General features: G+C 70.3%; 21 protein-coding genes and 1 CRISPR repeat array (1 of these 22 cut by a window edge). Of the genes, 11 read left to right on the top strand and 10 right to left on the bottom strand.

All coding sequences use genetic code 11. The annotated features are described in order from the left end of the window. The first annotated feature begins 26 nt into the window (after positions 1-26). Positions 27-944 carry a quinone oxidoreductase family protein gene (locus tag PV682_RS30055; RefSeq protein WP_319734925.1) on the top strand — a complete coding sequence of 306 codons (918 nt, stop codon included), beginning with the start codon at positions 27-29 and terminating at the stop codon, positions 942-944. Positions 945-1,070: 126 nt separating this feature from the next. After that, on the top strand, positions 1,071-1,319 hold the full coding sequence (locus PV682_RS30050; protein ID WP_055724500.1) for a hypothetical protein: 249 nt from the start codon (positions 1,071-1,073) through the stop codon (positions 1,317-1,319). A gap of 64 nt (positions 1,320-1,383) precedes the next feature. Here the strand turns inward: PV682_RS30050 and PV682_RS30045 are convergent, their stop codons facing one another. After that, the gene (locus tag PV682_RS30045) at positions 1,384-1,887 is read right to left on the bottom strand and encodes a MarR family winged helix-turn-helix transcriptional regulator (RefSeq protein ID WP_319734924.1); all 504 of its coding nucleotides are present in this window, start codon (positions 1,885-1,887) and stop codon (positions 1,384-1,386) included. 164 nt (positions 1,888-2,051) lie between these two features. Here PV682_RS30045 and PV682_RS30040 point away from each other — a divergent pair, with 164 nt between their 5' ends. Further along, on the top strand, positions 2,052-2,945 hold the full coding sequence (locus PV682_RS30040) for an EamA family transporter (protein WP_319734923.1): 894 nt from the start codon (positions 2,052-2,054) through the stop codon (positions 2,943-2,945). A 117-nt stretch (positions 2,946-3,062) separates the two neighbouring features. Here the strand turns inward: PV682_RS30040 and pepN are convergent, their stop codons facing one another. Both pepN and PV682_RS30030 read right to left on the bottom strand, forming a co-directional pair. Then, on the bottom strand, positions 3,063-5,627 hold the full coding sequence (pepN, locus tag PV682_RS30035) for an aminopeptidase N (RefSeq protein ID WP_319734922.1): 2,565 nt from the start codon (positions 5,625-5,627) through the stop codon (positions 3,063-3,065). A 68-nt stretch (positions 5,628-5,695) separates the two neighbouring features. Then, positions 5,696-6,583 carry a LysR family transcriptional regulator gene (locus PV682_RS30030; RefSeq protein ID WP_319734921.1) on the bottom strand — a complete coding sequence of 296 codons (888 nt, stop codon included), beginning with the start codon at positions 6,581-6,583 and terminating at the stop codon, positions 5,696-5,698. Between the two features lie 57 nt (positions 6,584-6,640). Here PV682_RS30030 and PV682_RS30025 point away from each other — a divergent pair, with 57 nt between their 5' ends. After that, positions 6,641-7,864 carry an MFS transporter gene (locus tag PV682_RS30025; protein ID WP_319734920.1) on the top strand — a complete coding sequence of 408 codons (1,224 nt, stop codon included), beginning with the start codon at positions 6,641-6,643 and terminating at the stop codon, positions 7,862-7,864. 30 nt (positions 7,865-7,894) lie between these two features. On the opposite strand, the gene PV682_RS30020 is transcribed toward PV682_RS30025, so the two are convergent. Beyond that, complete coding sequence (locus tag PV682_RS30020; protein ID WP_319734919.1) at positions 7,895-8,911, bottom strand: aspartate-semialdehyde dehydrogenase; 1,017 nt, start codon at positions 8,909-8,911, stop codon at positions 7,895-7,897. Positions 8,912-9,188: 277 nt separating this feature from the next. Between PV682_RS30020 and PV682_RS30015 the strand changes: the two genes are divergently transcribed. Further along, a complete protein-coding gene (locus tag PV682_RS30015) occupies positions 9,189-9,725 on the top strand; it encodes an RNA polymerase sigma factor (protein ID WP_319734918.1) in 537 nt (178 codons plus the stop codon). Position 9,726: 1 nt separating this feature from the next. Further along, the gene (locus tag PV682_RS30010; protein WP_319734917.1) at positions 9,727-10,362 is read left to right on the top strand and encodes a hypothetical protein; all 636 of its coding nucleotides are present in this window, start codon (positions 9,727-9,729) and stop codon (positions 10,360-10,362) included. Positions 10,363-10,437: 75 nt separating this feature from the next. Here the strand turns inward: PV682_RS30010 and PV682_RS30005 are convergent, their stop codons facing one another. From PV682_RS30005 to PV682_RS29990, 4 genes are all read right to left on the bottom strand, one after another. Next, positions 10,438-10,659: a hypothetical protein gene (locus tag PV682_RS30005; RefSeq protein WP_319734916.1), complete on the bottom strand. Its 222-nt coding sequence runs from the start codon at positions 10,657-10,659 to the stop codon at positions 10,438-10,440. A 176-nt stretch (positions 10,660-10,835) separates the two neighbouring features. Next, positions 10,836-11,153 carry a hypothetical protein gene (locus tag PV682_RS30000; RefSeq protein WP_055721827.1) on the bottom strand — a complete coding sequence of 106 codons (318 nt, stop codon included), beginning with the start codon at positions 11,151-11,153 and terminating at the stop codon, positions 10,836-10,838. A gap of 94 nt (positions 11,154-11,247) precedes the next feature. Continuing rightward, the gene (locus PV682_RS29995) at positions 11,248-12,228 is read right to left on the bottom strand and encodes a helix-turn-helix domain-containing protein (protein WP_319734915.1); all 981 of its coding nucleotides are present in this window, start codon (positions 12,226-12,228) and stop codon (positions 11,248-11,250) included. A gap of 373 nt (positions 12,229-12,601) precedes the next feature. Further along, entirely contained in the window at positions 12,602-15,865 is a 3,264-nt protein-coding gene (locus tag PV682_RS29990; RefSeq protein WP_319734914.1) for a S8 family serine peptidase, read from the bottom strand. A gap of 186 nt (positions 15,866-16,051) precedes the next feature. Between PV682_RS29990 and PV682_RS29985 the strand changes: the two genes are divergently transcribed. The 3 genes from PV682_RS29985 to PV682_RS29975 all read left to right on the top strand — a co-directional run bounded on the left by PV682_RS29985 (position 16,052) and on the right by PV682_RS29975 (position 19,061). Then, entirely contained in the window at positions 16,052-16,501 is a 450-nt protein-coding gene (locus PV682_RS29985) for an NUDIX hydrolase (protein ID WP_319734913.1), read from the top strand. Between the two features lie 91 nt (positions 16,502-16,592). Then, a complete protein-coding gene (locus tag PV682_RS29980; RefSeq protein ID WP_319734912.1) occupies positions 16,593-17,792 on the top strand; it encodes a serine hydrolase domain-containing protein in 1,200 nt (399 codons plus the stop codon). Between the two features lie 111 nt (positions 17,793-17,903). After that, entirely contained in the window at positions 17,904-19,061 is a 1,158-nt protein-coding gene (locus tag PV682_RS29975) for a glycosyltransferase (RefSeq protein WP_319734943.1), read from the top strand. Here the strand turns inward: PV682_RS29975 and PV682_RS29970 are convergent. Together PV682_RS29970 and PV682_RS29965 are read right to left on the bottom strand one after the other, a co-directional pair. Further along, the gene (locus PV682_RS29970) at positions 19,033-19,299 is read right to left on the bottom strand and encodes a DUF397 domain-containing protein (RefSeq protein WP_319734911.1); all 267 of its coding nucleotides are present in this window, start codon (positions 19,297-19,299) and stop codon (positions 19,033-19,035) included. The two genes, PV682_RS29975 and PV682_RS29970, sit on opposite strands and share 29 nt — an antisense overlap. Before the next feature lie 3 nt (positions 19,300-19,302). Then, the gene (locus tag PV682_RS29965) at positions 19,303-20,184 is read right to left on the bottom strand and encodes a helix-turn-helix domain-containing protein (RefSeq protein WP_319734910.1); all 882 of its coding nucleotides are present in this window, start codon (positions 20,182-20,184) and stop codon (positions 19,303-19,305) included. Positions 20,185-20,390: 206 nt separating this feature from the next. Between PV682_RS29965 and PV682_RS29960 the strand changes: the two genes are divergently transcribed. Both PV682_RS29960 and PV682_RS29955 read left to right on the top strand, forming a co-directional pair. Continuing rightward, complete coding sequence (locus tag PV682_RS29960) at positions 20,391-20,816, top strand: ATP-binding protein (protein WP_319734909.1); 426 nt, start codon at positions 20,391-20,393, stop codon at positions 20,814-20,816. 340 nt (positions 20,817-21,156) lie between these two features. Next, positions 21,157-21,474, top strand: a complete 318-nt coding sequence (locus PV682_RS29955) for a VanZ family protein (protein ID WP_319734908.1) — start codon at positions 21,157-21,159, stop codon at positions 21,472-21,474. 750 nt (positions 21,475-22,224) lie between these two features. Beyond that, a CRISPR array of direct repeats spans positions 22,225-22,589; the repeat unit is 29 nt; unit sequence GGGAACACCCCCGCGTGCGCGGGGACCAC (it continues 1,189 nt past the right edge of the window).

The raw sequence follows: 22,589 nt of genomic DNA, 5'->3' as shown, positions 1-22,589 counted from the left end.
ACGAGTTTGGCTACGTGGAGGTGACTGTGCGACGTGTCCGGTACGAGGTCCGCGGTGGGCCCGAGGTGCTGTTCCTGGAAGAGGTCCCCGCACCCGCCCCCGCCCCCGGCGAGCTTCTCGTCCGGGCGGAGGCGGTCGGCGTGACGCTGCCCGCCGTGCGGAAGGTGCGCGAGGGGGTCGGGCCGCTGGCCGGGGAGGTCGCGGGGAGGGTCGTCGCGCTCGGGGACGGGGTCACGGGGTTCGCGGTGGGCGACCGCGTCACCGGTCTCTGCTTCTCGCACGCGTACGCCGAACTGGCCACCCTCCGCGAGGAGATGGCGTCCGCCGTGCCCGAGGGCGCGAGCGCCGTCGACGCCGTGGCGCTGGTGAGGAGCGGTGCGGTGGCGCGAGGAGCCGTGGAGGCGGGGGGAGTCGGGAAGGGTGACACCGTCCTCGTCACGGCCGCGGCGAGCGCGATCGGGTCGCTGGCGCTGCAACTCGTCCGGAACAAGGGGGCGTTGCGTGTCGTGGCCGCCGTGAGCAGCGCGGACAAGGCGGAGTTCGTGCGCGGACTCGGCGCCGACGAGGTCGTCCTGTACGGCGACGAGAGCTGGGGCGAGCCGGTGGACGTCGTCCTCGACGGGGTCGGCGGCGACGTACTCGGGCCTGCGGTACGGGCGTTGGCGCCGGGTGGCCGACTGGTGGCGTTCGGCTCGGGCGGCGGGACGGTCGACGCGTACGAGTTGCTCGTGCGGAGCGCTTCGGTCACCGGCTTCCAGGTGGCGGCGATCGCGAGGCGCGAACCGGAGAGGTACGCGGGGTGGGTGAGCGAACTGTGGGACCAGTACGCCACGGGCGCGCTGCGGCCTCGCGTCTCGGCGGAGTTCCCGCTGGCGGAGGCGGGCCGGGCGCACGGGGTGATCGAGGCGCGGGGCAATCTCGGGAAGGTCGTACTGGTGCCCTGAACCACCCCGCCCGAGCCGCGGAGGCACCCGGTCACCGCCCCGCGCGAACCGCGGAGGCACCCGGCCGCCCTCTTCTTAAGGCACCCCGAGCGAGCGGGCTCCCCCGGGGTTCGCTACTTTTGCACCGTGGACAAGAAGAACGCCTTGCGCGCCGGCACCCTGGCGGCCGGTACGACGCTGATGATGCTGCTGATGTCGTCCCCCGCGCTCGCGCTCACGCGCGACGACGGCGACGACCCGGGTCCGGGTCTGAGTGTCGTCGACACGCTGGGCCTGTTCGTCGTGGCGCCGATCGGGATCTTCCTCGCGATCGCCGGCCTGGTCTGGGTCCTGGACAAGTCGAAGGACCGCGAGCCCAAGGCTTCCAAGGCCTGACGTCCGCTTTCTGAACGCATACGGGTGCCTCCCTCCTGAGGGTTAACCGGGTACCCCCCGAGGGCTACTCCTGTGTAGTCCCCGGCAGCAGCTCCCGCAAAAGGTCGGCCAGTTGGCCGACCTTTTGCGCGTCCAGGACCGAGATCGCCTGCTGCTGGACCGCGAGCCCGGCCGCGACGGCCTGGTCGACGACCTTGAGGCCGTCCTCCGTAAGGGTGACCCGCAGGGCCCGGCGGTCGTGGGGGTCGGGGGAGCGGCGCAGCAGGCTCGCGCGTTCGAGTTTGTCGAGCCGGCCCGTCATACCGCCGGTCGTCAGCATGAGGGTCGAGGAGAGCTCGCGGGGCGAGAGGGAGTACGGCTCGCCGGAGCGCCGCAGCGTCGCGAGGACGTCGAACTCGCCGCGGGAGATGCCGTACGGGGCGTAGGCGCGTTCGGCGCGGTCGCCCATCGCGCGGGCGATGCGGGAGATGCGGCCGAAGACCGCCATCGCGGCGGTGTCGAGGTCGGGGCGGGCGGCGGCCCACTGGTCGACGATCGCGTCCACGGGGTCCTTGGGGGGCGTGCTCATGGGGGGAGTATCTCAAGCGGAGCCGGCTTGCCCCCCGACCGGCTTACCTCCGACCATCTTGCCCCCCACCCGCTTACCTCTGACCGGCTTACCCCTAAGTAGCTTGACTCTAATTCGCTTAGCACTAAGCTAATCATCGTCGAGCTACCACACCGGGGTGTCCCATGAAGTCCGCAACCGTCCTCCTCACCGCCCTCGCCCCCGTCTCCTGGGGCACCACCTACGCCGTGACCTCGGAGTTCCTCCCACCGGACCGGCCCCTCTTCACCGGCCTCATGCGCGCGCTCCCCGCCGGCCTGCTCCTCCTCGCCCTCACCCGCACGCTGCCGCGCGGCGCCTGGTGGTGGAAGGCGGGCGTGCTGGGCGCGCTCAACATCGGCGCGTTCTTCCCGCTGCTGTTCCTCGCCGCATACCGGCTGCCCGGAGGGCTCGCGGCGGCGGTCTCCTCGGCGGGGCCGCTGTTCGTGCTGGCCCTCTCGACGCTGGTGCTCCGCGAACGCCCGACGGTCCGCCCCCTCCTCACCGGCATCGCGGCGGCCCTCGGCGTCACCCTCGTAGTCCTCAAGGCGGGCGGCGCGCTGGACACCCTGGGTATTACGGCCGCCGTGGCCTCCACCGCCTCCATGTCCGCCGGCACCGTCCTGACGAAGAAGTGGGGCCGCCCGACCGGCGCCGGCCCCCTCACCCTCGCCGGCTGGCAACTCACCGCGGGCGGCCTCCTGATCGCGCCCCTGGCCCTCCTGATCGAGGGCGCGCCCCCCGCCCTCGACGCCCGAGCGATCGGCGGCTACCTCTACCTCGCCCTCGCCAACACGGCCGTCGCCTACTGGCTCTGGTTCCGCGGCATCGGCCGCCTCTCCGTCACCCAGGTCTCCCTCCTCGGCTCCCTCTCCCCGGTCACAGCGGCGGCCCTCGGCTGGGCGGCCCTCGGCCAGCCGCTGACGGCCCTGCAACTCGTGGGGATGGGGGTGGCGTTGGGGGCGACGGTCATCGGACAGCTGCGGCCGGCGGCTCGTACGACGCCGGTGTCCGCACCCCGTGAACTCCAACGGGTGTGAGGGAGACGGGCGAACCGGCGATCACGGCGTCCGCGCCCTGAGGCCCCGGCATCCCGGTCGGTAAGCGAAAGGCGCCCGGCATCGAAAACGCCGGGCGCCCCTCGCATGCTCGTACCGCTACGCGTCAGCGGCCTGTGCCTTCAGCGCACGCTCGACCCCCGACCGCGACTCCGACACCAACCGCCGCAGCGCGGCGTTGGGTTCGGCGGTGGAGAGCCAGGTGTCCGTGGCGTCCAGGGTCGACCGGGAGACCTGGACCGACGGGTAGAGGCCGACCGCGACCTGCTGGGCGATCTCGTGGGAGCGGGAGTCCCAGATCGACTTGACGACCTCGAAGTACTTCTCCGTGTACGGCGCGAGCAGTTCGCGCTGTTCGGGCTGGACGAAGCCGCCGATCACGGCTTCCTGGAGGGCGTTGGGGAGGTCCGAGGAGTCGATGACGGAGGACCAGGCGGCGGCCTTGGCCTCGGCGGTGGGCCGGGAGGCGCGGGCCGTCAGGGCGTGCCGCTCTCCCGCCGCCGTCTTGTCGCGCTCGTACTCGGCGTCGATCTCCGCCTCGTCGAACCGGCCCACAGCCGCGAGGCGTTGGACGAACGCCCACCGCAGCTCGGTGTCGACGGCCAGCCCCTCCACGACGGAGGAACCGTCCAACAGGCCCTCAAGGAGCGCCAGTTCGGAGTCCGTGCGGGCCGTCGCCGCGAACGCCCTTGCCCACGCGAGCTGGTGGTCGCTGCCGGGGGCCGCCGCACGCAGGTGCTCCAGCGCCGCCTCGGTCCAACGCGTCAGCAGGGACGCCCGCTTGGCCGGAGCCGCGTACAGCTCCAGCGCCAGCTTGACCTGCCGCTGGAGGGACTGGACGACGCCGATGTCCGACTCCTTGCCGATCCCGGAGAGGACCAGCGACAGGTAGTCGCTCGTGGCGAGTTCCGCGTCGCGGGTCATGTCCCAGGCGGAGGCCCAGCACAGGGCGCGGGGGAGGGAGGACTCGAAGTCGCCGAGGTGCTCGGTGACGAAGGCCAGCGACTCCGTGTCGAGGCGGACCTTCGCGTACGAGAGGTCGTCGTCGTTGAGCAGGACGACGGCCGGGCGGCGCTTGCCGATCAGCTGGGGTACGTCCGTCGACTCCCCGTCGATGTCCAGCTCGATGCGCTCGTCGCGCACCAACTTGCCGCTGTCGTCGTCCAGTTCGTACAGGCCGATGGCGATGCGGTGGGGGCGCAGCGTCGGCTCGCCCTTCGCGCCGGCCGGCAGCGCGGGGGCTTCCTGGCGGACCGCGAACGACGTGATGACACCGGAGGCGTCCGTGACGATCTCCGGCCGCAGGATGTTGATCCCGGCCGTCTCCAGCCACGCCTTCGACCACGACTTGAGGTCACGCCCGGAGGTCTCCTCCAGCGCGCCGAGCAGGTCCGAAAGCCGCGTGTTGCCGAACGCGTGCGCCTTGAAATACGCCTGCACGCCCTGGAAGAACGCGTCCATCCCAACGTACGCGACGAGCTGCTTCAGGACGGAGGCGCCCTTCGCGTACGTGATCCCGTCGAAGTTGACGAGGACGTCGTCCAGGTCGTTGATCTCCGCCATGATCGGGTGCGTGGACGGGAGTTGGTCCTGGCGGTAGGCCCACGTCTTCATGGAGTTCGCGAAGGACGTCCAGGCGTGCGGCCAGCGGGAGTCGGGAGCGTACGCCTGGCAGGCGATCGACGTGTACGTCGCGAACGACTCGTTCAGCCAGAGGTCGTTCCACCACTCCATCGTGACGAGGTCGCCGAACCACATGTGCGCCAGCTCGTGGAGGATGGTCTCGGCGCGCGTCTCGTACGCGGCGTCCGTGACCTTCGAGCGGAACACGTACTGGTCGCGGATCGTCACCGCGCCCGCGTTCTCCATCGCGCCCGCGTTGAACTCCGGGACGAACAGCTGGTCGTACTTCTTGAACGGGTACGCGTAGTCGAACTTCTCCTGGAACCAGTCGAAGCCCTGCCGGGTCACCGCGAAGATGGCGTCGGAGTCGAGGAACTCGGCCAGCGAGGGGCGGCAGTAGATGCCGAGCGGGACGGTCTGGCCGTCCTTCTCGTACACGCTGTGCACGGAAGTGTACGGGCCGACGATCAGCGCGGTGATGTACGTCGAGATGCGCGGCGTCGGCTCGAACTCCCAGACGTCGTCCTTGGGTTCGGGCGTCGGGGAGTTGGAGACCACCGTCCAGCCGGTGGGCGCCTTGACCGTGAACCTGAACGTCGCCTTCAGGTCGGGCTGTTCGAAGGACGCGAAGACGCGGCGGGCGTCCGGCACCTCGAACTGCGTGTACAGGTACGCCTGTTGGTCGACCGGGTCGACGAAGCGGTGCAGGCCCTCACCGGTGTTGGTGTAGGCGCAGTCCGCGACGACGCGCAGGACGTTCGGACCGGCGAGCAGGCCGGGCAGGGCGATGCGGGAGTCCTTGAACACCTCGGCGGGGTCCAGCGCGTCCCCGTTCAGCGTCACCTCCAGGACCGCGGGGGCGACCAGGTCGATGAACGACTCGGCGCCGCCCTCGGCGACATCGAAGCGCACCGTGGTCACGGACCGGTAGGTGCCGCCCTCCTGCGCTCCGGAGAGGTCGAGATCGATCTCGTACGAGTCAACGGTGAGCAGCTGAGCCCGCTGCTGAGCCTCTTCGCGAGTCAGGTTTGTGCCAGGCACGCGGTCATCTCCTCGTTATGCGTGGGTTGTGGCCATCTTTCCACGTGCCGCCTCCGGGCACGCAGCCACTATCGCCCAGCACACGCCCCCGCCGGGCCCGCACCGCCCTCCGCCCCCGCCAGCCCCCGCACGGCCTCCGCCAGCGCGCGCACCCCCCGCCCCTCCCCGCCCCGCGGCCACACCAGCCCCAACGCCGACTCCCCGAGCCCCTCGACGGGCACCGCGACGACGTCCGCCCTCCGGTACGCGGCGGCCGTCGGCGCGCACAGCAGCATCGCCGCACGCCCCGTCGCGACCAGCGTCAGCCCCTCCTGGAGGGTCCCCGCCTCGGGCCCGCCCGCCCCCGGCGCCTGCGCGGCACGCCAGTACGCGGGGGCCGGGGGAGCGGGCCTGACCAGCGGCTCCGCCGCGACCTCCGCCGCCGAGACGGCCGTACGCGCCGCGAAGGGATGTGTACGGGGGACGGCGAGCGTCTGCGGATGCCGGGAGAAGACCGGCCCGAGGACGAGGTCCGGTTCCCGCACGGGCAGCAGCACGACGGCCGCGTCCACGGCGCCGGAGCGTACCGCGCCGAAGGGGTCGGACAGCGGCAGCTCCACGAGCTCGACGTCACCCAACTCCCGTACGACACCGGTGAGTCCGGCATCCACCGCGCCCTGGAAGCCGAGCCTCGGCGCGGCGCCGCGCGCGTCCTCGACGGCGGCCACGAGGCCCTCGTACGCCGGACGGGCCCGCGCGAGGAAGCGCGTACCCAGCGGGGTCAGGGCCACCCGGCGGCTCGTACGGCTGACCAGCCGGCCGCCGATCCGGCGCTCCAGCGAGCGCAGGAGCTGGCTGACGCGGGCCTGCGAGACGTACAGCCGCTCGCCGGTCCGGCCGAAGTGCAGCTCCTCCGCGAGGACGAGGAAGCACTCCAGCTCGCGCAGGTCGGGGGCGGATCGATAAGTCACGCTCATGGAAGGGTGAGAACTCCGCCGTTGTTCCCGCGGGGGCCCGGCGCGAAAAGTGGAGGCATGTCCTCCCTGGAACCCCGGACCTCCGCCGCCCCCCGGTCCGTCACCGACTCCCGCTCCCCAGCGGCCCCTTGGCCCGGCGTCTTCGCGCTCGCCGCCGCCACGTTCTCCGTCGTCACCACCGAGATGCTCCCCGTCGGCCTCCTCACGTCCCTCGGCGATTCCCTGGGCGTCTCGACGGGTACGGCGGGCCTCGCCGTCACCCTCCCCGGACTGGTCGCGGCCGTCTCCGCGCCCCTCCTCCCGGTCGCCGCCCGCCGCGCGGACCGGCGGCACGTCCTGACCGCCCTGCTGCTCCTCCTCGCCGCCGCCAACCTGCTCTCGGCCCTCGCCCCCGACCTGGCCGTCCTGCTCGTCGCGCGGGCGCTGGTCGGGGTCTGCATCGGCGGGGTGTGGGCGGTCGCGGCGGGTCTCCCGGCGCGGCTGATACCCGAGAGGTACGCCGGACGGGCCACGGCCCTGGTCTTCTCCGGCATCGCCGTCGCCTCGGTGATCGGCGTCCCCGCGGGCACCTTCCTCGGCTCCCTCGCCGGCTGGCGCTGGTCCTTCGCGGCGCTCGCGGTGCTGGCGGTCGCCGTGGCGGCGGCCCTGCACATCACCCTCCCCCTCCTTCCGGCGGAGGCACCGGTACGCCTCACGGTCTTCCCCGAACTCCTCAGGGACGCGCGCCTCAGGCGGGGCCTCACCGCCGTAGCCCTCCTGGTGACCGGCCACTTCGCGGCGTACACGTACGTCCGCCCCGTACTGGAACGCGTCGACGGCCTCACCGCGAGCGCCGTCGGCGTACTCCTCCTGGGGTACGGGGTGACAGGCGTCGTCGGCACCTTCGCGATCGGCACGCGGGCGGGCGCGAACCCCGGCCGGATCCTCGTCCTCGTCGCGTCGTCCCTGGGTACTACGGTCGTACTACTGGCCCCCGCCGACGCCTCCCTGCCCCTCACCACCGCCCTCCTCACCCTCTGGGGGCTCCTCTACGGCGGCGTCTCGGTCTCGGCCCAGACCTGGCTGACGTCAGCGGTACCGCACGCGAGGGAAGCGGCGTCGGCCCTGTTCGCGGGGGTCTTCAACTCGGCGATCGCCCTGGGCGCGTTCACGGGAGGCCGCACAGCGGACGCGTACGGCCCGACAGCCGTCCTCTACCTCGGCGCCGCCCTCGCCCTCGTCGCGGCACCGGTCATCGCGGCGACGCGACGCCGCGATGACCAGAGCCGGGCACGACCGTAAGGCGAGACGCTCCCCGCCCCAGCGCAGCGCCTACGCGCTCAGCTCCTCCGCCACCAGCTCCGCGATCTGCACCGCGTTCAGCGCGGCCCCCTTGCGCAGGTTGTCGTTGGAGACGAACAGCGCGAGGCCGTTCTCCACGGTCTCGTCCCGGCGCACCCGGCCCACGTAGGAGGGGTCCTGCCCGGCGGCCTGGAGCGGCGTGGGGATGTCCGTGACGACGACACCCGGCGCCGAGGACAGCAGTTCGAGGGCGCGCTCGGGGCTGATCGGCCGCGAGAAGCTCGCGTTGATCTGGAGGGAGTGGCCGGTGAAGACGGGCACCCGGACACACGTACCGGAGACCTTCAGCGCGGGAATCTCCAGGATCTTCCGCGACTCGTTGCGCAGCTTCTTCTCCTCGTCCGTCTCGTTCGCCCCGTCGTCGACGAGGTTCCCGGCGAGGGGGAGGACGTTGAAGGCGATGGGCCGCTTGTAGACACCGGGCTCGGGGAAGGACACCGCGCCGCCGTCGTGCGTGAGCTTCTCCGCGTCGTCGGCCACCTTCCGTACCTGGTCGGCGAGTTCGGCGACCCCGGCCAGCCCGGACCCGGACACGGCCTGGTAGGTCGTGGCGACGAGGGTTTCGAGCCCCGCCTCGGCGTGCAGCACCTTCAGCACCGGCATCGCGGCCATGGTCGTGCAGTTGGGGTTGGCGATGATCCCCTTGGGCCGCGCGGCGACGGCGTGCGGATTGACCTCGGAGACGACGAGCGGCACCTCGGGGTCCATCCGCCACGCGGACGAGTTGTCGATGACGACGGCGCCCTGGGAGGCGACCTTCTCGGCGAGGGCCTTGGAGGTCGACCCGCCCGCGGAGAACAGCACGATGTCCAGCCCGGAGTAGTCGGCGCTCGCCGCGTCCTCCACGGTCACCCCGTCCAGCACGGACCCGGCGGAACGAGCCGACGCGAACAACCGCAGCTCGGTCACCGGGAACGCGCGCTCCGTGAGGATCCTGCGCATGACCGTCCCGACCTGCCCGGTTGCTCCGACGATTCCGACCCTCACGGCGACTCCCTGTAGCTGTACCTGATGTGTCTGCGGCGTTTCCATCATGCGGCCCACCCCGGTCCACCTGTCCAATTCTTTGCCCACGACACCGGGACGGACCGACGGGAACGGCTCCAGAACTCCCGTCGTACCCGCCCTGAGCTGGAGATATTCGCCCCGGAACCGCCACCCGCCGCAATCCGTTCCGCGCCGGCCCCCGAATGTGACCTACGCCCCACGAACGTTTCGCCCCCGTCCCGCGTCGTAGAGGAAACGCCGACGGGGAGGGGTGTCCGTGCTGCGCAGAACGACGCGCCGCGACCGGAAGGGCCAGGGGGACTCCCCGGACGACCCCCTGGACGCGGCCCAGGAACGCCGGGTCCGCGCGATCCTCGCCCTCGGCGGGGTGCCGCAGACGGACCTGCCGGACGGGGTGCAGCAGGTCCGCCTCCGGCTCCTGGAACGCGCGGCGAAGGGGTACGAGGCCCCGCGCGACGTCTCCGCGTGGGCGGCGGTCGTCGCCTCCAACCTGGCGATGGACTGGCACCGCGCGCGGCGCCGCCAGGACCGCCTGGGCGAACGCCTGGCCTCGCTGCGCCAGTCCGCGCAGCCGTCCGGCGAGGAGACGAGCGTGCTGTCCCTGGCGGTCGCCCAGGGCCTGGACCAACTCCCGGACCCCCAGCGCCAGGTGGTGATCCTCCGCTTCTACGCCGACCTCCCCGTCGCGTCGATCGCGGACCAACTCGGCGTTCCCGAGGGCACGGTGAAGAGCCGCCTGCACACAGCGGTCAAGGCGCTGCGGGCCCGGCTGCACGAGGACGAGGTGGTGTGAGATGGCGGAGCAAGACGACGTGTACGAGGACGACGCCGCCCTCCTGGCCGCGATCACCGGCGAATCGGCCCCGGACACCCCCGAACTGCGCGCGGCACGCGAGGACATCGCCGTACTCCGCACCCACCTCGCGCTGATCGCGCGGGAGTTGGACCCGCCCGCGCCGGTCGTCCAGCTCGCCCCGCGGCGGACCCGGCGGCTCAGGGTCGCCCTGGTGGGTGTCGCGGCGGCGGGTGCCCTGACCTTGTTCGGCGGAGGGCTCGCCCTTCTCGGCGCGAACGGCAACTCCTCGGCGGACAAGGCGACTTCCTCGGCGGCGGACGAAGGGGCGAGGGCGGGCTCCCGGCCCGGCCCCGCGTACCTGGCGTGCGCCGCGACGGTCGTGACGGGCACCGTCACCGCCGTGGAGGGAACCGAGGTCACGCTCAAGGTGACGCGCGCCTACAAGCCGACGCCGGGGCCGACTGCCGTCACCTTCACGACAGACACCCCCCTCACCCGGGGCACCCCTGTCCTGGCCGTCCTCTCCCCGGGCTCCACCACACCCGAGGACCTCTTCATCGGGAACCAGGAGATCGCCGCCGAACTCCCCACCCTCACCCGGGCGTTGCGGGAGTCCCCCTCCTGCGGGCCCTGACCGCACGGGAAAGGGCGGGCGCCCCCCGGCACCCGCCCTTCCCCGTGATCCCCCGTTCGGTCGGAATCCCCCGGTCTACTCCCAGTCGTCCCAGACCCAGCTGCCCGTGTCGTCCCCACTCGGCTTGTTCGGCTTCGTGACGACCGGGTCGTCCAGCGGGTCGCCGGCGGCGACGACCTGCGGCCCGTGCGAAGCCGAACCCTGGTGCCCCGCCACGGCCAGCGGCAGCGCCACCATCGTGGTGACCGCCAGCGCGGCGAGGGCGGTGCGGACGGCTCGGCCGGTGATGCGTCTCATTCTCAGCCCCTGCTTCTTCGTTCTTCTTCGTTCTTCTTCGGTCCCGGTGAGCGTGTGCCAGCCACGATGATGGTCCGGCGGCCATGCCGCTGTCATGTCCATTCGCTGGCCTCAGGAGGCCATGGCAGTCACATGCCAGTCAGGTCACGCATGGACCACACCTGGATCACCGGTGATCACGCGACCCGCCCGCCCCGCGGTTCCCCGTACAGATAACGGTCCGGACGGCAGTCGCCCAGCTCCCAGTCCGGCAGCAGGCCCGGCACGCGCAGCCAGTCCGCCCAGCCGTCCCGCGCCCGGTCCAGCGCCTCGTCCAGGCTGCCCGCCTCCACGAACGTCATCCCGACCAGCCGCCGCCCCCACCGCGCGAGCGACACATGGGCGATGCCCGGCTGCGGGGCGGTTCTCGTGGTCTCGGCCACGGCGTGCAGCCGCTGGTCGCTGGGCATAGCGACGGGCGCCGACGGGAGGAGAACGACCTTGACTGCGTACACGGGGCGACCTTAGGCACCGGATGCACGCAGATCGGTACGAGAACGCTGTCAGCCCCCGGTCATGGCAGGGAGCGGCCAGCAACCGAAAGGCGCTTCACAGCCAGCCACGCCGCACCGCCTCCGCCCCCGCCTGGAACCGGCTCTGCACCCCCAACCGCCGCTGCAAGTCCGCCGTGTTGCGCCGCACCGTCCGCAGCGAGACGCCCATCTTGCGGGCGATCCCCTCGTCCGTCAGCCCCGCCGCCAGCATCTTCAGCAGCGCGGCCTCGCGGTCCGTCGGGGCGTCCGGGGGCGGGTCCTGGGGCGCCGAGCCCAGCGGCACCGCGTTCTCCCACACCATGTCGAACAGCTCCTCCAGCGCCCGCACCATCCCCGGGTAGCGGATCAGGAGGGCGCCCTTGCGGCTGTCGTCGATGTCGATGGGGATCACGGCGGTCGTGTGGTCGGAGAGGATCATCCGCATCGGCAGGGCCGGAACCGTACGGGTCTCGCCGCCGCGCGAGGCGAGCCAGTTCGCGTACTCCACGGTCGGCTGGTCGTTGCGGACGCTGTCCAGGTACACCGTCCGCATCCGCACACCCCGGCTCAGGTGCTGCTCGTCCAACGGCCGCCCGGCCTCCAGCGCCGCCGCGCTCAGCGCGCCGCCCGGCACGAAGGTCCGGACGTCGATACGTGCCTGATGAGCCAACTCCATCAGCCGCACCCGCACCGCGTCGACGCCCTCCAGGCGCTCCACCCCGCTGTCCACGCGGTGCGCCGCCATGTTCGCGTAGTCCGAGGTCAGCGCGGCCAGCGTGGCGCGCTCCTGGGACAGCCGGGCGCGCTGCTCGTCCAGCTCCGCCTCCCTGCGCTGGAGCAGCGGCGAGAGGACGATTTCCGGACTCACGGGAACGAACTGGTGGCCCGCGGCCTCGTGCAGCAGGGAGAGTTGGGTCAGCCGGTCGAGCGCGGCGCGTACGTCCGCCTCCGCGAGCCCTGTCTCGCGGGCGATGTCCTCCAGGGTCCAGGAGGGGTGCAGCAGCAAAGACCGGTAGACGTCGTGGGTCGACTGGTCGATGCCGATGGTCTCCAGCATGGTTCCCCCTGCGAAGGCCGTCGCGCGGCCGAGATCTGTCGTTGGCATGTGACTGGGGCTGACGGTATCCGATCCCTCTTTTCGCCGTATCCGCGTTCGATTCACCCGGCGTGACCTCTTGGCATCTCCCGGCCATGGCCGCGTGGTGCCACAACCGAACCCCCCTCCCACGCGTACACCCGGCCTAATCTCGTGATCGCCGGGTGGTGCTCCCTCGGGGGAGGGCATCACCCGGCACACCGGACACCGGCCGGCGCCGTCACGGGGGTGGGCGTCGGCCGGAAAGAGGTGGGGGACACACGGGGGAAAAAGGGGTGGGACGACGACAGGGCGGGCGCTCTTGGGGGAGCGCCCGCCCTGCCGTTTCAGGCTGTCAGCCCACGACCTTCTCGATGACGACGGTCCCGACGCCCGCGGCGGTCCCGCGAGCGTTCACCAGCCGGACCTCGCCGAAGAACTCGCGTCCCTCGGGCCCGGCGGCCTTCACGAGGACGTTCCCGGAGATGGTCGCGGTGCCACCGCTCGGGATGGACACGGCGGCCCCGGAGTCCGCGGAGACGGACCCCAGCGCGGACGAGAAGTACACGTCCTTGTACTGGAACGTGGTGGTCCCGGCGGGCACGCTGTACCCGTCGACGACGACCGTGTACGTCCCGGCGGCGGGCGAGACGAGGCTCACCGACTCCTCGGAGTCCCCGTCGGCGGACTTGCCGACCTCGACACCGTCCCGGTAGACGACCAGGTCGAGATCCGCAGCCGCGTCGGACACGCCCCCGATGGACACGTCGAACCGCTCGACTCCGGCCGGAACGACGACGGTCGACGTCTGCGAAGCACCGTGCGCGATGGTCGGCGCAGCCAGCTTCGCGGACCCCAGCGACCCGCCCTCCAGCTTCGCGTTCAGCGGCGCGAAGTTGTTCGTGACGGCCCACTCGGCGGCGACCGGCGTACCGACGCGGGCCTCGGGCACCGTACGCACGGCCGGCGAGAACTCCGTACCCAGCACCGACACATCGAGCGTGTACGGGTTGTCGAGGTAGGGCGAGGTACGACGCGACTCGACCTCGATCTCCCAGACCCCCGGCGTCGGGTTCGCGTAAGTCCGCAGATCCGGGCGGCAGTTGTTGGGCAGGTCGGGGTTGTTGTAGTCGTTGTAGCAGTAGACGGTGGCCCCGTCCTCCATCAACACCCCGTACGGGTGCAGGGAGATGAACCGCGTCTGGCTCTTGTCCTTGAGCCCGCCGAGCGCGACCTCGAGGGTCTTGGCGCCCTGCGGCACGGTCACGAAGTAGGAGTGACTCGAATTCCGCTGCACGGTCGCCGACTTGGAGAACGAGTACGCCGGAGCGGCGAGCGCCTTGGACACGACGACGGTCGACAGGATCTTCTGGTCCACCCCGACGGTCGCCTTGTCGTCCAGCTCGACGATCGCGCTGTGCACGCCCGCCGACTTGGCCTGGGCCTGCACCTTGACGGTGACCGGCGTGTTCAGCGGCAGGCTGACGGACTTCCCGCCGAGCAGCTTGAACGTACCGTCGTTGGTCTTCAGCGAGACGCTGTGCCTGACCGCCTTGGCGGGACCGGAAGTCCGGGTCACGACGACGTCGTACACCCGCTTCTGCCCGACCTTCAGACCGCCCTCGCGGTCGTAGATCCCGGTACCGAAGCCGGGCTCCTTCAGCGAGCCCGAAAGGGCCGTGCTGACCGGCGCCTTGACCGTGTAGTCGTGCGCGGTCGCACCCTTCTTGATCGCGTCCCACGCCTGCACGATCCGGATCAGCCCGGACCCCTGCACGTGCGCCGGAACGCCCTTGATCTCACGAGCCGTGCTGGTGAGGGCGGTTCGCAGCGTCAGCGGCGACAGGGCGATCTTCCGCTGCTTGGCGGCGGACAGCAACAGCGCGCTGGCACCGGCGGCTTGGGGCGACGCCATCGACGTGCCCTGCAACATCGCGTACCCGGGCGGCAGTTGGTACCCGGCCTCGGCGACCGGCGCACCCGGCGACCACGTCTGCATCGTGTTGACGGCCGCGCCCGGCGCGACGAGCGTCGGCACGAACCCGCCGTCCTCACGCGGACCGGTGGAGGAGAACGGCAGCATCGCGTACTTCTTGGTCACCTGGGACCCGTAGTTGGACGCCCAGGTCTCCTTGGAGATGGACGCCCCGACGCTGATGACCTTGTCGGCGAGGCCGGGGTCACCGATCGTGTTGGTGCCGGGGCCCTCGTTGCCGGCGGCGATGACGAGCTGCACGCCGTACTGGTCGATGAGGCGCGTGTAGAGCTGGGCGCGCACGTTGTTGCCGTCGTTCAGCGGGGGCAGGCCGCCGATCGACATGTTCACGATGTCGACGCCGCGCTTGGTGACGAGGTCGATCATGCCCTCGGTGAGGGCGACGTTCGTGCAGCCGCCGGTCCACGTGCAGGCGCGCGAGGACACGATCTTCGCGCCCGGCGCGGCGCCGTTCATCTTGCCGCCGAACAGGGAGTTGGCGGCGGTGATCCCGGCGACGTGCGTGCCGTGGCGGGACTCGACGACGCCGATGCTGACGTAGTCGGACTTGTCGCCGGCGCCGTTGAAGACGACGTCCTTGCGGATCTCGACGACGAACGGGATGCGCTCGGCGATCTCGGTCTTCGGGTCGTCGACACCGAAGTACCCGATCTGGAAACCGTCCTTGTACGGCTTCAGCGGCGTCTCGTCCGTGAAGTCGCCGTCGTTGTCGAGGTCGACGCGGACGGTACCGGCGGCGGCGTCGTACAGCACGCCCCACACGTCGGTCTTGTCGCCGTCGCGGTTCAAGTCCCCCGCCATGTCGCCGCCGTTGGTGGCGGACTCGGCGAAGGTCTGGAACCGGAAGCTTCCGGCGGGCGCCTTCCAGGAACGGCCGGCGGCGGTGAACTCGGGCCCGGACACAGCGGAGTTCATCCGCAGCCAGGTCCCGTCGCGGTCCACCACGGGGTCGGTCGCGGTGACCCAGTCGACGATCTTCCGCTCACCGGTCGTGGTCTTCTGGAGCGCCGGGTGGCCGAGGTCGACGCCGGAGTCCAGGACGCCGATGGTGACGCCGCGGCCGTCGTACGTGGGGTGGTCCTCGACGAAGGACACCGCGCCCGTCTCGAAGGACGGGTTGTACGGGTTGGTCGCCGGGGTCTTCTTGCCGGGGGCGGGGTAACTCCCGCTCTTGGACGCCTCTTTGGAGCCGCTCGGCGTCGGGTCGTCGAGGGCGATCTCCTGGCGGAGGTCGATCGCCTGCACGGACCTCAGCTTCGACGCGGCGGCGATGGCGGCGTCGGCCTTGCCGGTGGGGACAGTCGCGCGGACGTACCCCAGCGCGTCGTCCTTGCGGCCGACGAACCCGCCGTCCAGACCGTCGAGTTGCTTCGTGACCTGCGCGGTCTCGCCCGGCGTGGTCGCGACCATCATCGTGACGGTCCTGTCGCCCTCCGCCTTCGCGTCCGTCAGCGCCGCCGCGTCGTCCTGGCCGAGCTTGTCGGTGCTCGCGGACTTGGGGGCCACGGTGGAGTGCTGGTCCCCGGCGAACGCCAGCGGCACGGGACCTGCGGCCGACAGCGCGGCGACGAGCCCCGCTGCGACGGCTATTCGGACCGTCCGTCTGTGGGGGGTGTGGATCATGGGCATCCCTAGCTCAAGTCAGAAGTGATCCCGGATGATCGCCCAGCTTTACTTACGGGACGGTTATTTGGGGAGAGTTGGCCGGGAGGTGGTGGATGTATGGGGAAAACCCGCGATGGACTTTGGTGAGCAGGCGCCTATTTCAGGACAAAGAGACTCTTGCTGCGAGGGAGCTGTGACCAGCCTGTGAGAAGAACCCGAAGGACGGCCGCGTACGCGGTCATCGTCGAGAACGACCGCATCCTCCTGACCCGCTTCCGCGAACCCGGCGGCACGGGCGTGTGGATCATGCCCGGCGGGGGAGTGGAACACGGCGAGGACCCGTACGACGCGGTGGCCCGCGAACTGGACGAGGAGACCGGGTACGAGGTGGAGGTGACCGCCCTCCTGGGCGTCGTCTCCCGCCGCCTCCCGCTCCCGCGCCGGGGCCTGCGCACCCCCCGCGACCACCACGGCATCGCCCTGATCTACGAAGCGAAGGTCACCGGCGGCGAGTTGCGCCCCGAGGAGAACGGCTCCACGGACCTCGCGGCCTGGCACGACCTCGACACCCTGCCGGACCTCCCGACGGGCGACATGGTCGCCAGATCCGTACGCCTCTGGCGCGAACGCCCGGCGACGGGCCACCTTGGCTGAATGCCGCCCAACCCTCCGGATCAAGGACAACTCGCCCTGATCCAACGGCGTCCCTCCCCCTGACCGCATGATCACGAGCAGGGGGAAACCCATGAAGAAACTCCGTACGACGGTGCTGGCGGCCACGGCCCTCACGGCGACGGTGGCCCTCGCGGCACCGGCGCTGGCCGCCGCGCCGACGTCGCACGAACCGACGTCTCATGAGCCGACCCGGAAGGCTGTCGAGGGCGTCGTCCAGGAGGGCGTACCCGGCGTCACGCTGACGGCCCGCTCCGACGGCAGGGCCTGGTCGACGACCGCCGGGGTCGGCAACCTCCGTACCGGCAAGCCGCGTTCGGCCGGCGACCACTACCGCGTCGGCAGCATCACCAAGACCTTCGTCGCGACCGTCCTGCTCCAACTGGAGGCCGAGGGCAGGCTGTCGCTCGACGACACGGTCGAGAAGTGGCTGCCGGGGGTCGTGCACGGCAACGGCCACGACGGCAGCCGGATCACGCTGCGCCAACTCCTCAACCACACCAGCGGGATCTACAACTACACGGAGGACCAGCAGTTCGGGCGGGACTACTTCCTGAAGGACGGTTTCTACAAGAACCGCTTCAAGAGCCACACCCCGTCCTATGCCATCGGCGTCGCCATGTCCCACGCCCCGAACTTCGACCCCGGCACCAACTGGAGCTACTCCAACACGAATTACATCCTCGCCGGAATGGTCATCGAAAAGGCCACCGGCCACCCCTACGGCCAGGAAGTCCGCACCAGAATCCTCAACCCCCTCCACCTCAAGGAGACTTCGGTCCCCGGTAACTCCGTCACCCTGCCGCGCCCGGCCTCCCGCGCGTACGGCAAGCTCGCGGAGACGGCCGAGGGGCCGACGTACGACGTCACCGAACTCAACCCCTCCCTCGCGGGCGCGGCGGGCGAGATGATCTCCACCTCCGGCGACCTGACCCGCTTCTACAGCGCCCTCCTCCAGGGCAAACTCCTGCCCCCGGCCCAGCTCAAGGAGATGAAGACGGTCAACTCCACCTCCGGCTACGGCCTCGGGATCGCCACCGGCACCCTCTCCTGCGGCGTCACCGTCTGGGGCCACGACGGCGGCATCCACGGCTCCAGCTCCGTCGCCCTCACCACCACCGACGGCAAGCACTCGGTCGCCTTCAACCTGAACGGGGACTGGACGGGCGACGTCGTGCCGGTCATCGAAGCGGAATTCTGCGGAAACCCCGCACCGGGCGCAAGCCGTTCGGGTGAATCCGACCTCGCCGTCATCCAGGATCTCGCGAAATAAAACATCCAGTTCATCCGCCGGAAATATCCGTACCGCCTGATATCGGCTAACCCGCACCAACACGGGGATGGCTTGATACATGTGCAAGGCGGGTGAGCGCGAATGCTCCGTGTGCTGTCTGTCTACGAGGGTTTCTTCTCCGGGGGAGCCCGGATCGTCCACAGCGACGTGGTGCTGGGCCTCAGCGAAGGGGGCCAGCACCACCGGGTCCTCAGCATGCACTCAGAGGTCCACCGCGAGGCGACCCGGCAGCGCATGGAGAACGACACGTGCTATCGCCGGCTGACGGCGGCGGGGGTGCCGGTGAGCGCGCTCGGGCGGACGTACTCGGGTGGCGATCCGGCCACCTTCACGGGCGCCGAACTGGCCGATACGGCGCGGGCGATGGCCGAAGCGGACGTCATCCTGTCCCTGAAGGAACAGCCCCTCGCTCTGCTGAACCAAGCCGGCCTCCCCCGCCGCCCCGTCGTCGTCGGCCTGCACCGCTCCGACCCGGAGAACCAGTCTCTGGATCAGTTGTTGACCGGCATCGCGGACGGCAAGGTCGCGGCGGCGGTCTGCTGCGCGGAGTCGACCCGTGCGGCGTACGAGGCGGCCGGCGTGCCGGGTGACCTGCTGGCGGTGATCCCCAACGGCGTCGACCTGATCCGCTTCCGTCCCGACGCGGCTCGGCGGCTGTCCGTCCGTACGGAGCTGGGCATCTCCGAGTCGGCTCCCGTCGTCATCTTCGCCGCCCGCTACGACGGCATGAAGAACGTCCCGCTGTTCCTGCGGGCGGCGGCGGAATGGCTCTCCCGCGAGCCTCAGGGGCACGTCCTGATGTGCGGGGCCGGGATGAGCGCCGAGAACGCCGGGCTCCTGGCGGAGATGGCCGCTGCGGGCCTCGGTGACACCGGGGTGCACCTGCTCGGCGTACGCCGCGACATGGAGGCGCTGTACGCCGCGTCGGACGTCGTGGCGCTCACCTCGGCGTGGGGCGAGGCGGCGCCGCTGTGCCTCATCGAGGGGATGATGTGCGGCGCGGTGCCGGTGACGACGGACGTCGGGGACAGCGCGTCCATCGTCGCGGGGCACGGCTTGGTGACCCCCTTCGACGCCGGGGTCATCGCTACGGCATGGTCCGAGGCGGTCGCGGCGAGAGCGGAGCTGGGCTCCACGCTCGCCGCGAGCCGTGAGCGGTTCAGCCGGACGCGGATGATCGCGTCCTACGCGGCGCTGCTGGACCGGGTGAGTGGTCGTGCTACGCGGAGGTCTCGCGCAGGTGCGTGAGGAAGGGGGACCAGGCGGAGGGGGGGAGCAACAGGGCGGGGCCGGTGGGGTTCTTGGAGTCGCGGACGCCGATGTTGGGGGTCAGGGCGGCGACTTCGACGCAGTTCTGGCCACCGGTGCTGTAAGACGACTTGATCCAGGCGACTTCGAGGCAGTTCTGGCCCGTGCCGTCGCTGTAGGAGGACTTGAACCAGGCCTGCTCAGGGGCGAGTTCGGGTGCTGTGTAGCGCGCGTACATGAGTTAGAGCTCTCGTTCCATTCGGTGAAGAAAACCGGGAGTGTCCTCGGGAGGTAGCGCCGATGCTGTCATGGCGTCGAACCGGCGGATGAACCGGTCGACTTCACGCCGCTTGTCCGAGGTGTGCGTGGCACCCCAGGCGCTGTCGATCTGCACCCTGGCCGGAAGGTTGTCACCGAGGTCGAGGATCGCGAAGTCGTTGGTCGAGCGGTAGCCCGACCGGAACGGCAGTACCTGAACGGTGACATGGTCCCAGTCGGCCACCTCCTCGATTTTTTCGTACTGCTCACGCATCACGTCGGCACCTCCCACCGGGTACCTCAGAGCGGCCTCGCCGAGGATCACGCGGAGCTTCACCGGGTCCTCCCGGGTGAGCACTTCCTGCCGCCGCATCCGCAACTCCACGTTGGTGCGAATGAACTCGGAGGTGTGCTCCTCGACCGGCTTGTGCGCTTCGAGGAGGGCAAGCGCGTAGCGCTCGGTCTGGAGGAGGCCGTACACCAGGGACGGGTGGTACGCCCGCATGCTGCGTGCCTCTGGCTCCAGCCCTACGAAGGCCGGCATCCCGACAGGCATCAGCCCCCGGAACTGCGTCAGCCAATCCTGTTGGTTCGTCTCCTTGTTGAGGCCGACCAGCGCGTCGATGACCTCAGGATCGGTTACTCCGTACTTCTCCAACAGCTTGCGCAGATCACCGACGTTGCGGAAGTTCAGCTCACCCGCCTCGATGCGCAGCAGTGACGCTTCGGAGAGCTTCAGCCCGACGACCGCTTGCTTCCGCGTGAACCCGCCGCCCCGCTCTCCGAGCCCGCAGCCTTCCCGCAAAGCCCGCAACTGGAGCCCGAGTTCAAGCCTCTGACCTGTGCGCCCGCGCTTGGCAGCCATGTGCACTCCTCTGTGCCTACGTGCGTACGGTGTGTGTCCGTGTGCAGAGTGTGGCACCACCTGTGCGGCCCCCGCAGCTCCTTGTGCAGATCTAGGCATATTCCACTTATAGCTTCTCTGAAATTTCTGGGGAGTTTCGATTGCGGCTCGAATAGTGGTCCCGCCACCGTGGACCCACAGCAGCAACCGAAAGGACCGGACCCCACATGACCACCCCCGCTCCCACCCCCACCACCCCGCACACCGAGTCCTGGAACATGAGCTACCCCATGACCCTCCGCAGCGTCCCCCTCGCCCGCCGCCAGACCCTCCGCCGCCTCACCCTCTGGGACTGGCCCGGCGACAAGGACGACGCGATCCTGATCGTCTCCGAACTCGTCGCCAACGCGATCCGCCACGCCCGCCGCCCCGGCCACGAACTCTGGCTCCACCTGGCCCTGTTGGCCCCCTCCCCCCACACCCTCCTGATCGAAGTCTCGGACCCCACCCCCGACTTCCCCACCCTCTGCGAAACCCCCACGCCCGAGGCCGGCCGCGGCCTCCAGGTGGTCACCGCCCTCACCACCCACCTCTCCTGGCACCCCCACAAGAACCTCGGGAAAACCATCACGGCCCACCTCCCGCAGCGCTGAACACCAGTTCCGGTCCAACCGCCCCCCACGCCAACGAATCCGCACCCCAACCCGAGCCATACGCTCGGCGGACGGAACTCGCCGTCGGCTCAGGAGGCGAGCGTGGGTCGGGCCTGGAACTCGTACGCGGACGAACTGGCGGCGGCGGTCCTTCTCGGCGTACCGACATGCCTCGGCGTGGCCTGGACGTTCCACAACTGGCGCCGCCGGAAAAGAACTTCGGCTGACGTAAGACGTGACGTACTCCTGGACGGCCTGCTGATCGCGTCGCTCCTGCCGTACCTCTACGTCACCCTGTCCCAGGGGTACGGAAACCAGAGAACGCTGAGCCTGATGCCTTTTGGCGAACTGTCGGTCTCCTTCGCCTCCTCTCAACTGGCCTTCTCGGACGTCACGCTCCTCAACGTCGGCGGAAACGCCGCCGATCCGGAGCCGCCGTTCCAGAACCCTGGGAAGGGTGGCCGCCATCGCGGCACTCCTCTCGACGGCAGTGGAGATCACCCAGTACGCACTGGCGGTGGGCCGCGTATCGTCCACGGACGATGTCCTGCTCAACACGGCGGGCGCAGTGGTGGGAGCACTGCTGACCCGCAACTGGTGGCGACCACGAAGTACCGACCGGCCCGAGACCGTACCGGCCAGCACCTATCAGGGATAGCCGACCGTGCCGGTAGCACGATGACTCCTGAGGTCGTCACTGTCTCAAGGTTCCACCAGAGCACGGCAGGGTCTTCATACCGTGTGAGTCACCACCAGGAAAGTCCTCCCTGCGAGGTGTCACTTGCACTTCCTGGGACGAGCCACAGCCTGCGGACGGCGGCCCGCTGATGTTGCAGATGCTGTTGATCTGAATCCTGCGAGTGCCCGCGCCGACCGCAGCGTAGCGGCGGAACTCGAACCCGATCTGAAATTCAGCGGTCCACATGAACGATCCGCCACGGAATCCGACTTCATCGCCGACTGTCGAACAGGATGATCTCCTCGCCACCGCCCCTGGATACATGCCAGGGACCGATGCGCGAGGAATCGACCGAACTGGCCGGAGTGATGGTCAACCCGATACTGGTCAGCGCGGCAGACAGGGACAGCAAGGTGCCGGTGGCTCGATCCACGTCTCCCCTCTGAGGCCAGGTCAGGCTGATTCCGCAAATTCGACGTCGAACTGACTATCGGGTCTCCCTAAAAACTCCGAATGCCGCCCACTGAACCTCGCCCTAACCGTCCACCGACCGCATCGCGATCACCGCGACAGCCATCTCCCTCAATTTCGCTAACCACATCAGACGCTCCAGGCCATCAGGAGAAATCCCTCCATACCCCCGCGTGCGGGGACCACATGCCCTTCCAGCTCCGCCACACCCGCGACCGGGGACTACATCGGCACCTCGAACGTCGTGACGCGCAAGATGCGGACACCCCCGCGTGCGCGGGGACCACGTGTACGTCAGCTCGGCGGAGATGTACCGGGAGGGAACACCCCCGCGTGCGCGGGGACCACTAATCGACCACGAGGAGATCTTTCGGCTCCAAGGGAACACCCCCGCGTGCGCGGGGACCACTGGCGGCTCGCGCTGGCGGTGAAGCGGCCGGAGGGAACACCCCCGCGTGCGCGGGGACCACCGGTACCGGCAGGGCCGCAACGTGTGGATCGGCGGAACACCCCCGCGTGCGCGGGGACCACGGCTCCCTCCCCAACCGCAACGCGAGCGCAACGGGAACACCCCCGCGTGCGCGGGGACCACGACCCTCAGGAGCCGCATCGAGGACCTGCCG

The sequence above is a fragment of the Streptomyces niveiscabiei genome, from assembly GCF_033794345.1.
Lineage (GTDB): Bacteria > Actinomycetota > Actinomycetes > Streptomycetales > Streptomycetaceae > Streptomyces > Streptomyces niveiscabiei.
This window is presented reverse-complemented; position numbering and strand designations above follow the sequence as displayed.

Excerpts from the sequence above, each read along its gene's own strand:
- PV682_RS30045 (WP_319734924.1), bottom strand. The coding sequence starts at position 1,887 with ATGAGCACGCCCCCCAAGGACCCCGTGGACGCGATCGTCGACCAGTGG.
- PV682_RS30040 (WP_319734923.1), top strand. The coding sequence starts at position 2,052 with ATGAAGTCCGCAACCGTCCTCCTCACCGCCCTCGCCCCCGTCTCCTGG.
- PV682_RS30030 (WP_319734921.1), bottom strand. The coding sequence starts at position 6,583 with ATGAGCGTGACTTATCGATCCGCCCCCGACCTGCGCGAGCTGGAGTGC.
- PV682_RS30025 (WP_319734920.1), top strand. The coding sequence starts at position 6,641 with ATGTCCTCCCTGGAACCCCGGACCTCCGCCGCCCCCCGGTCCGTCACC.
- PV682_RS30010 (WP_319734917.1), top strand. The coding sequence starts at position 9,727 with ATGGCGGAGCAAGACGACGTGTACGAGGACGACGCCGCCCTCCTGGCC.
- PV682_RS30005 (WP_319734916.1), bottom strand. The coding sequence starts at position 10,659 with ATGAGACGCATCACCGGCCGAGCCGTCCGCACCGCCCTCGCCGCGCTG.
- PV682_RS29995 (WP_319734915.1), bottom strand. The coding sequence starts at position 12,228 with ATGCTGGAGACCATCGGCATCGACCAGTCGACCCACGACGTCTACCGG.
- PV682_RS29990 (WP_319734914.1), bottom strand. The coding sequence starts at position 15,865 with ATGATCCACACCCCCCACAGACGGACGGTCCGAATAGCCGTCGCAGCG.
- PV682_RS29980 (WP_319734912.1), top strand. The coding sequence starts at position 16,593 with ATGAAGAAACTCCGTACGACGGTGCTGGCGGCCACGGCCCTCACGGCG.
- PV682_RS29970 (WP_319734911.1), bottom strand. The coding sequence starts at position 19,299 with ATGTACGCGCGCTACACAGCACCCGAACTCGCCCCTGAGCAGGCCTGG.
- PV682_RS29965 (WP_319734910.1), bottom strand. The coding sequence starts at position 20,184 with ATGGCTGCCAAGCGCGGGCGCACAGGTCAGAGGCTTGAACTCGGGCTC.
- PV682_RS29960 (WP_319734909.1), top strand. The coding sequence starts at position 20,391 with ATGACCACCCCCGCTCCCACCCCCACCACCCCGCACACCGAGTCCTGG.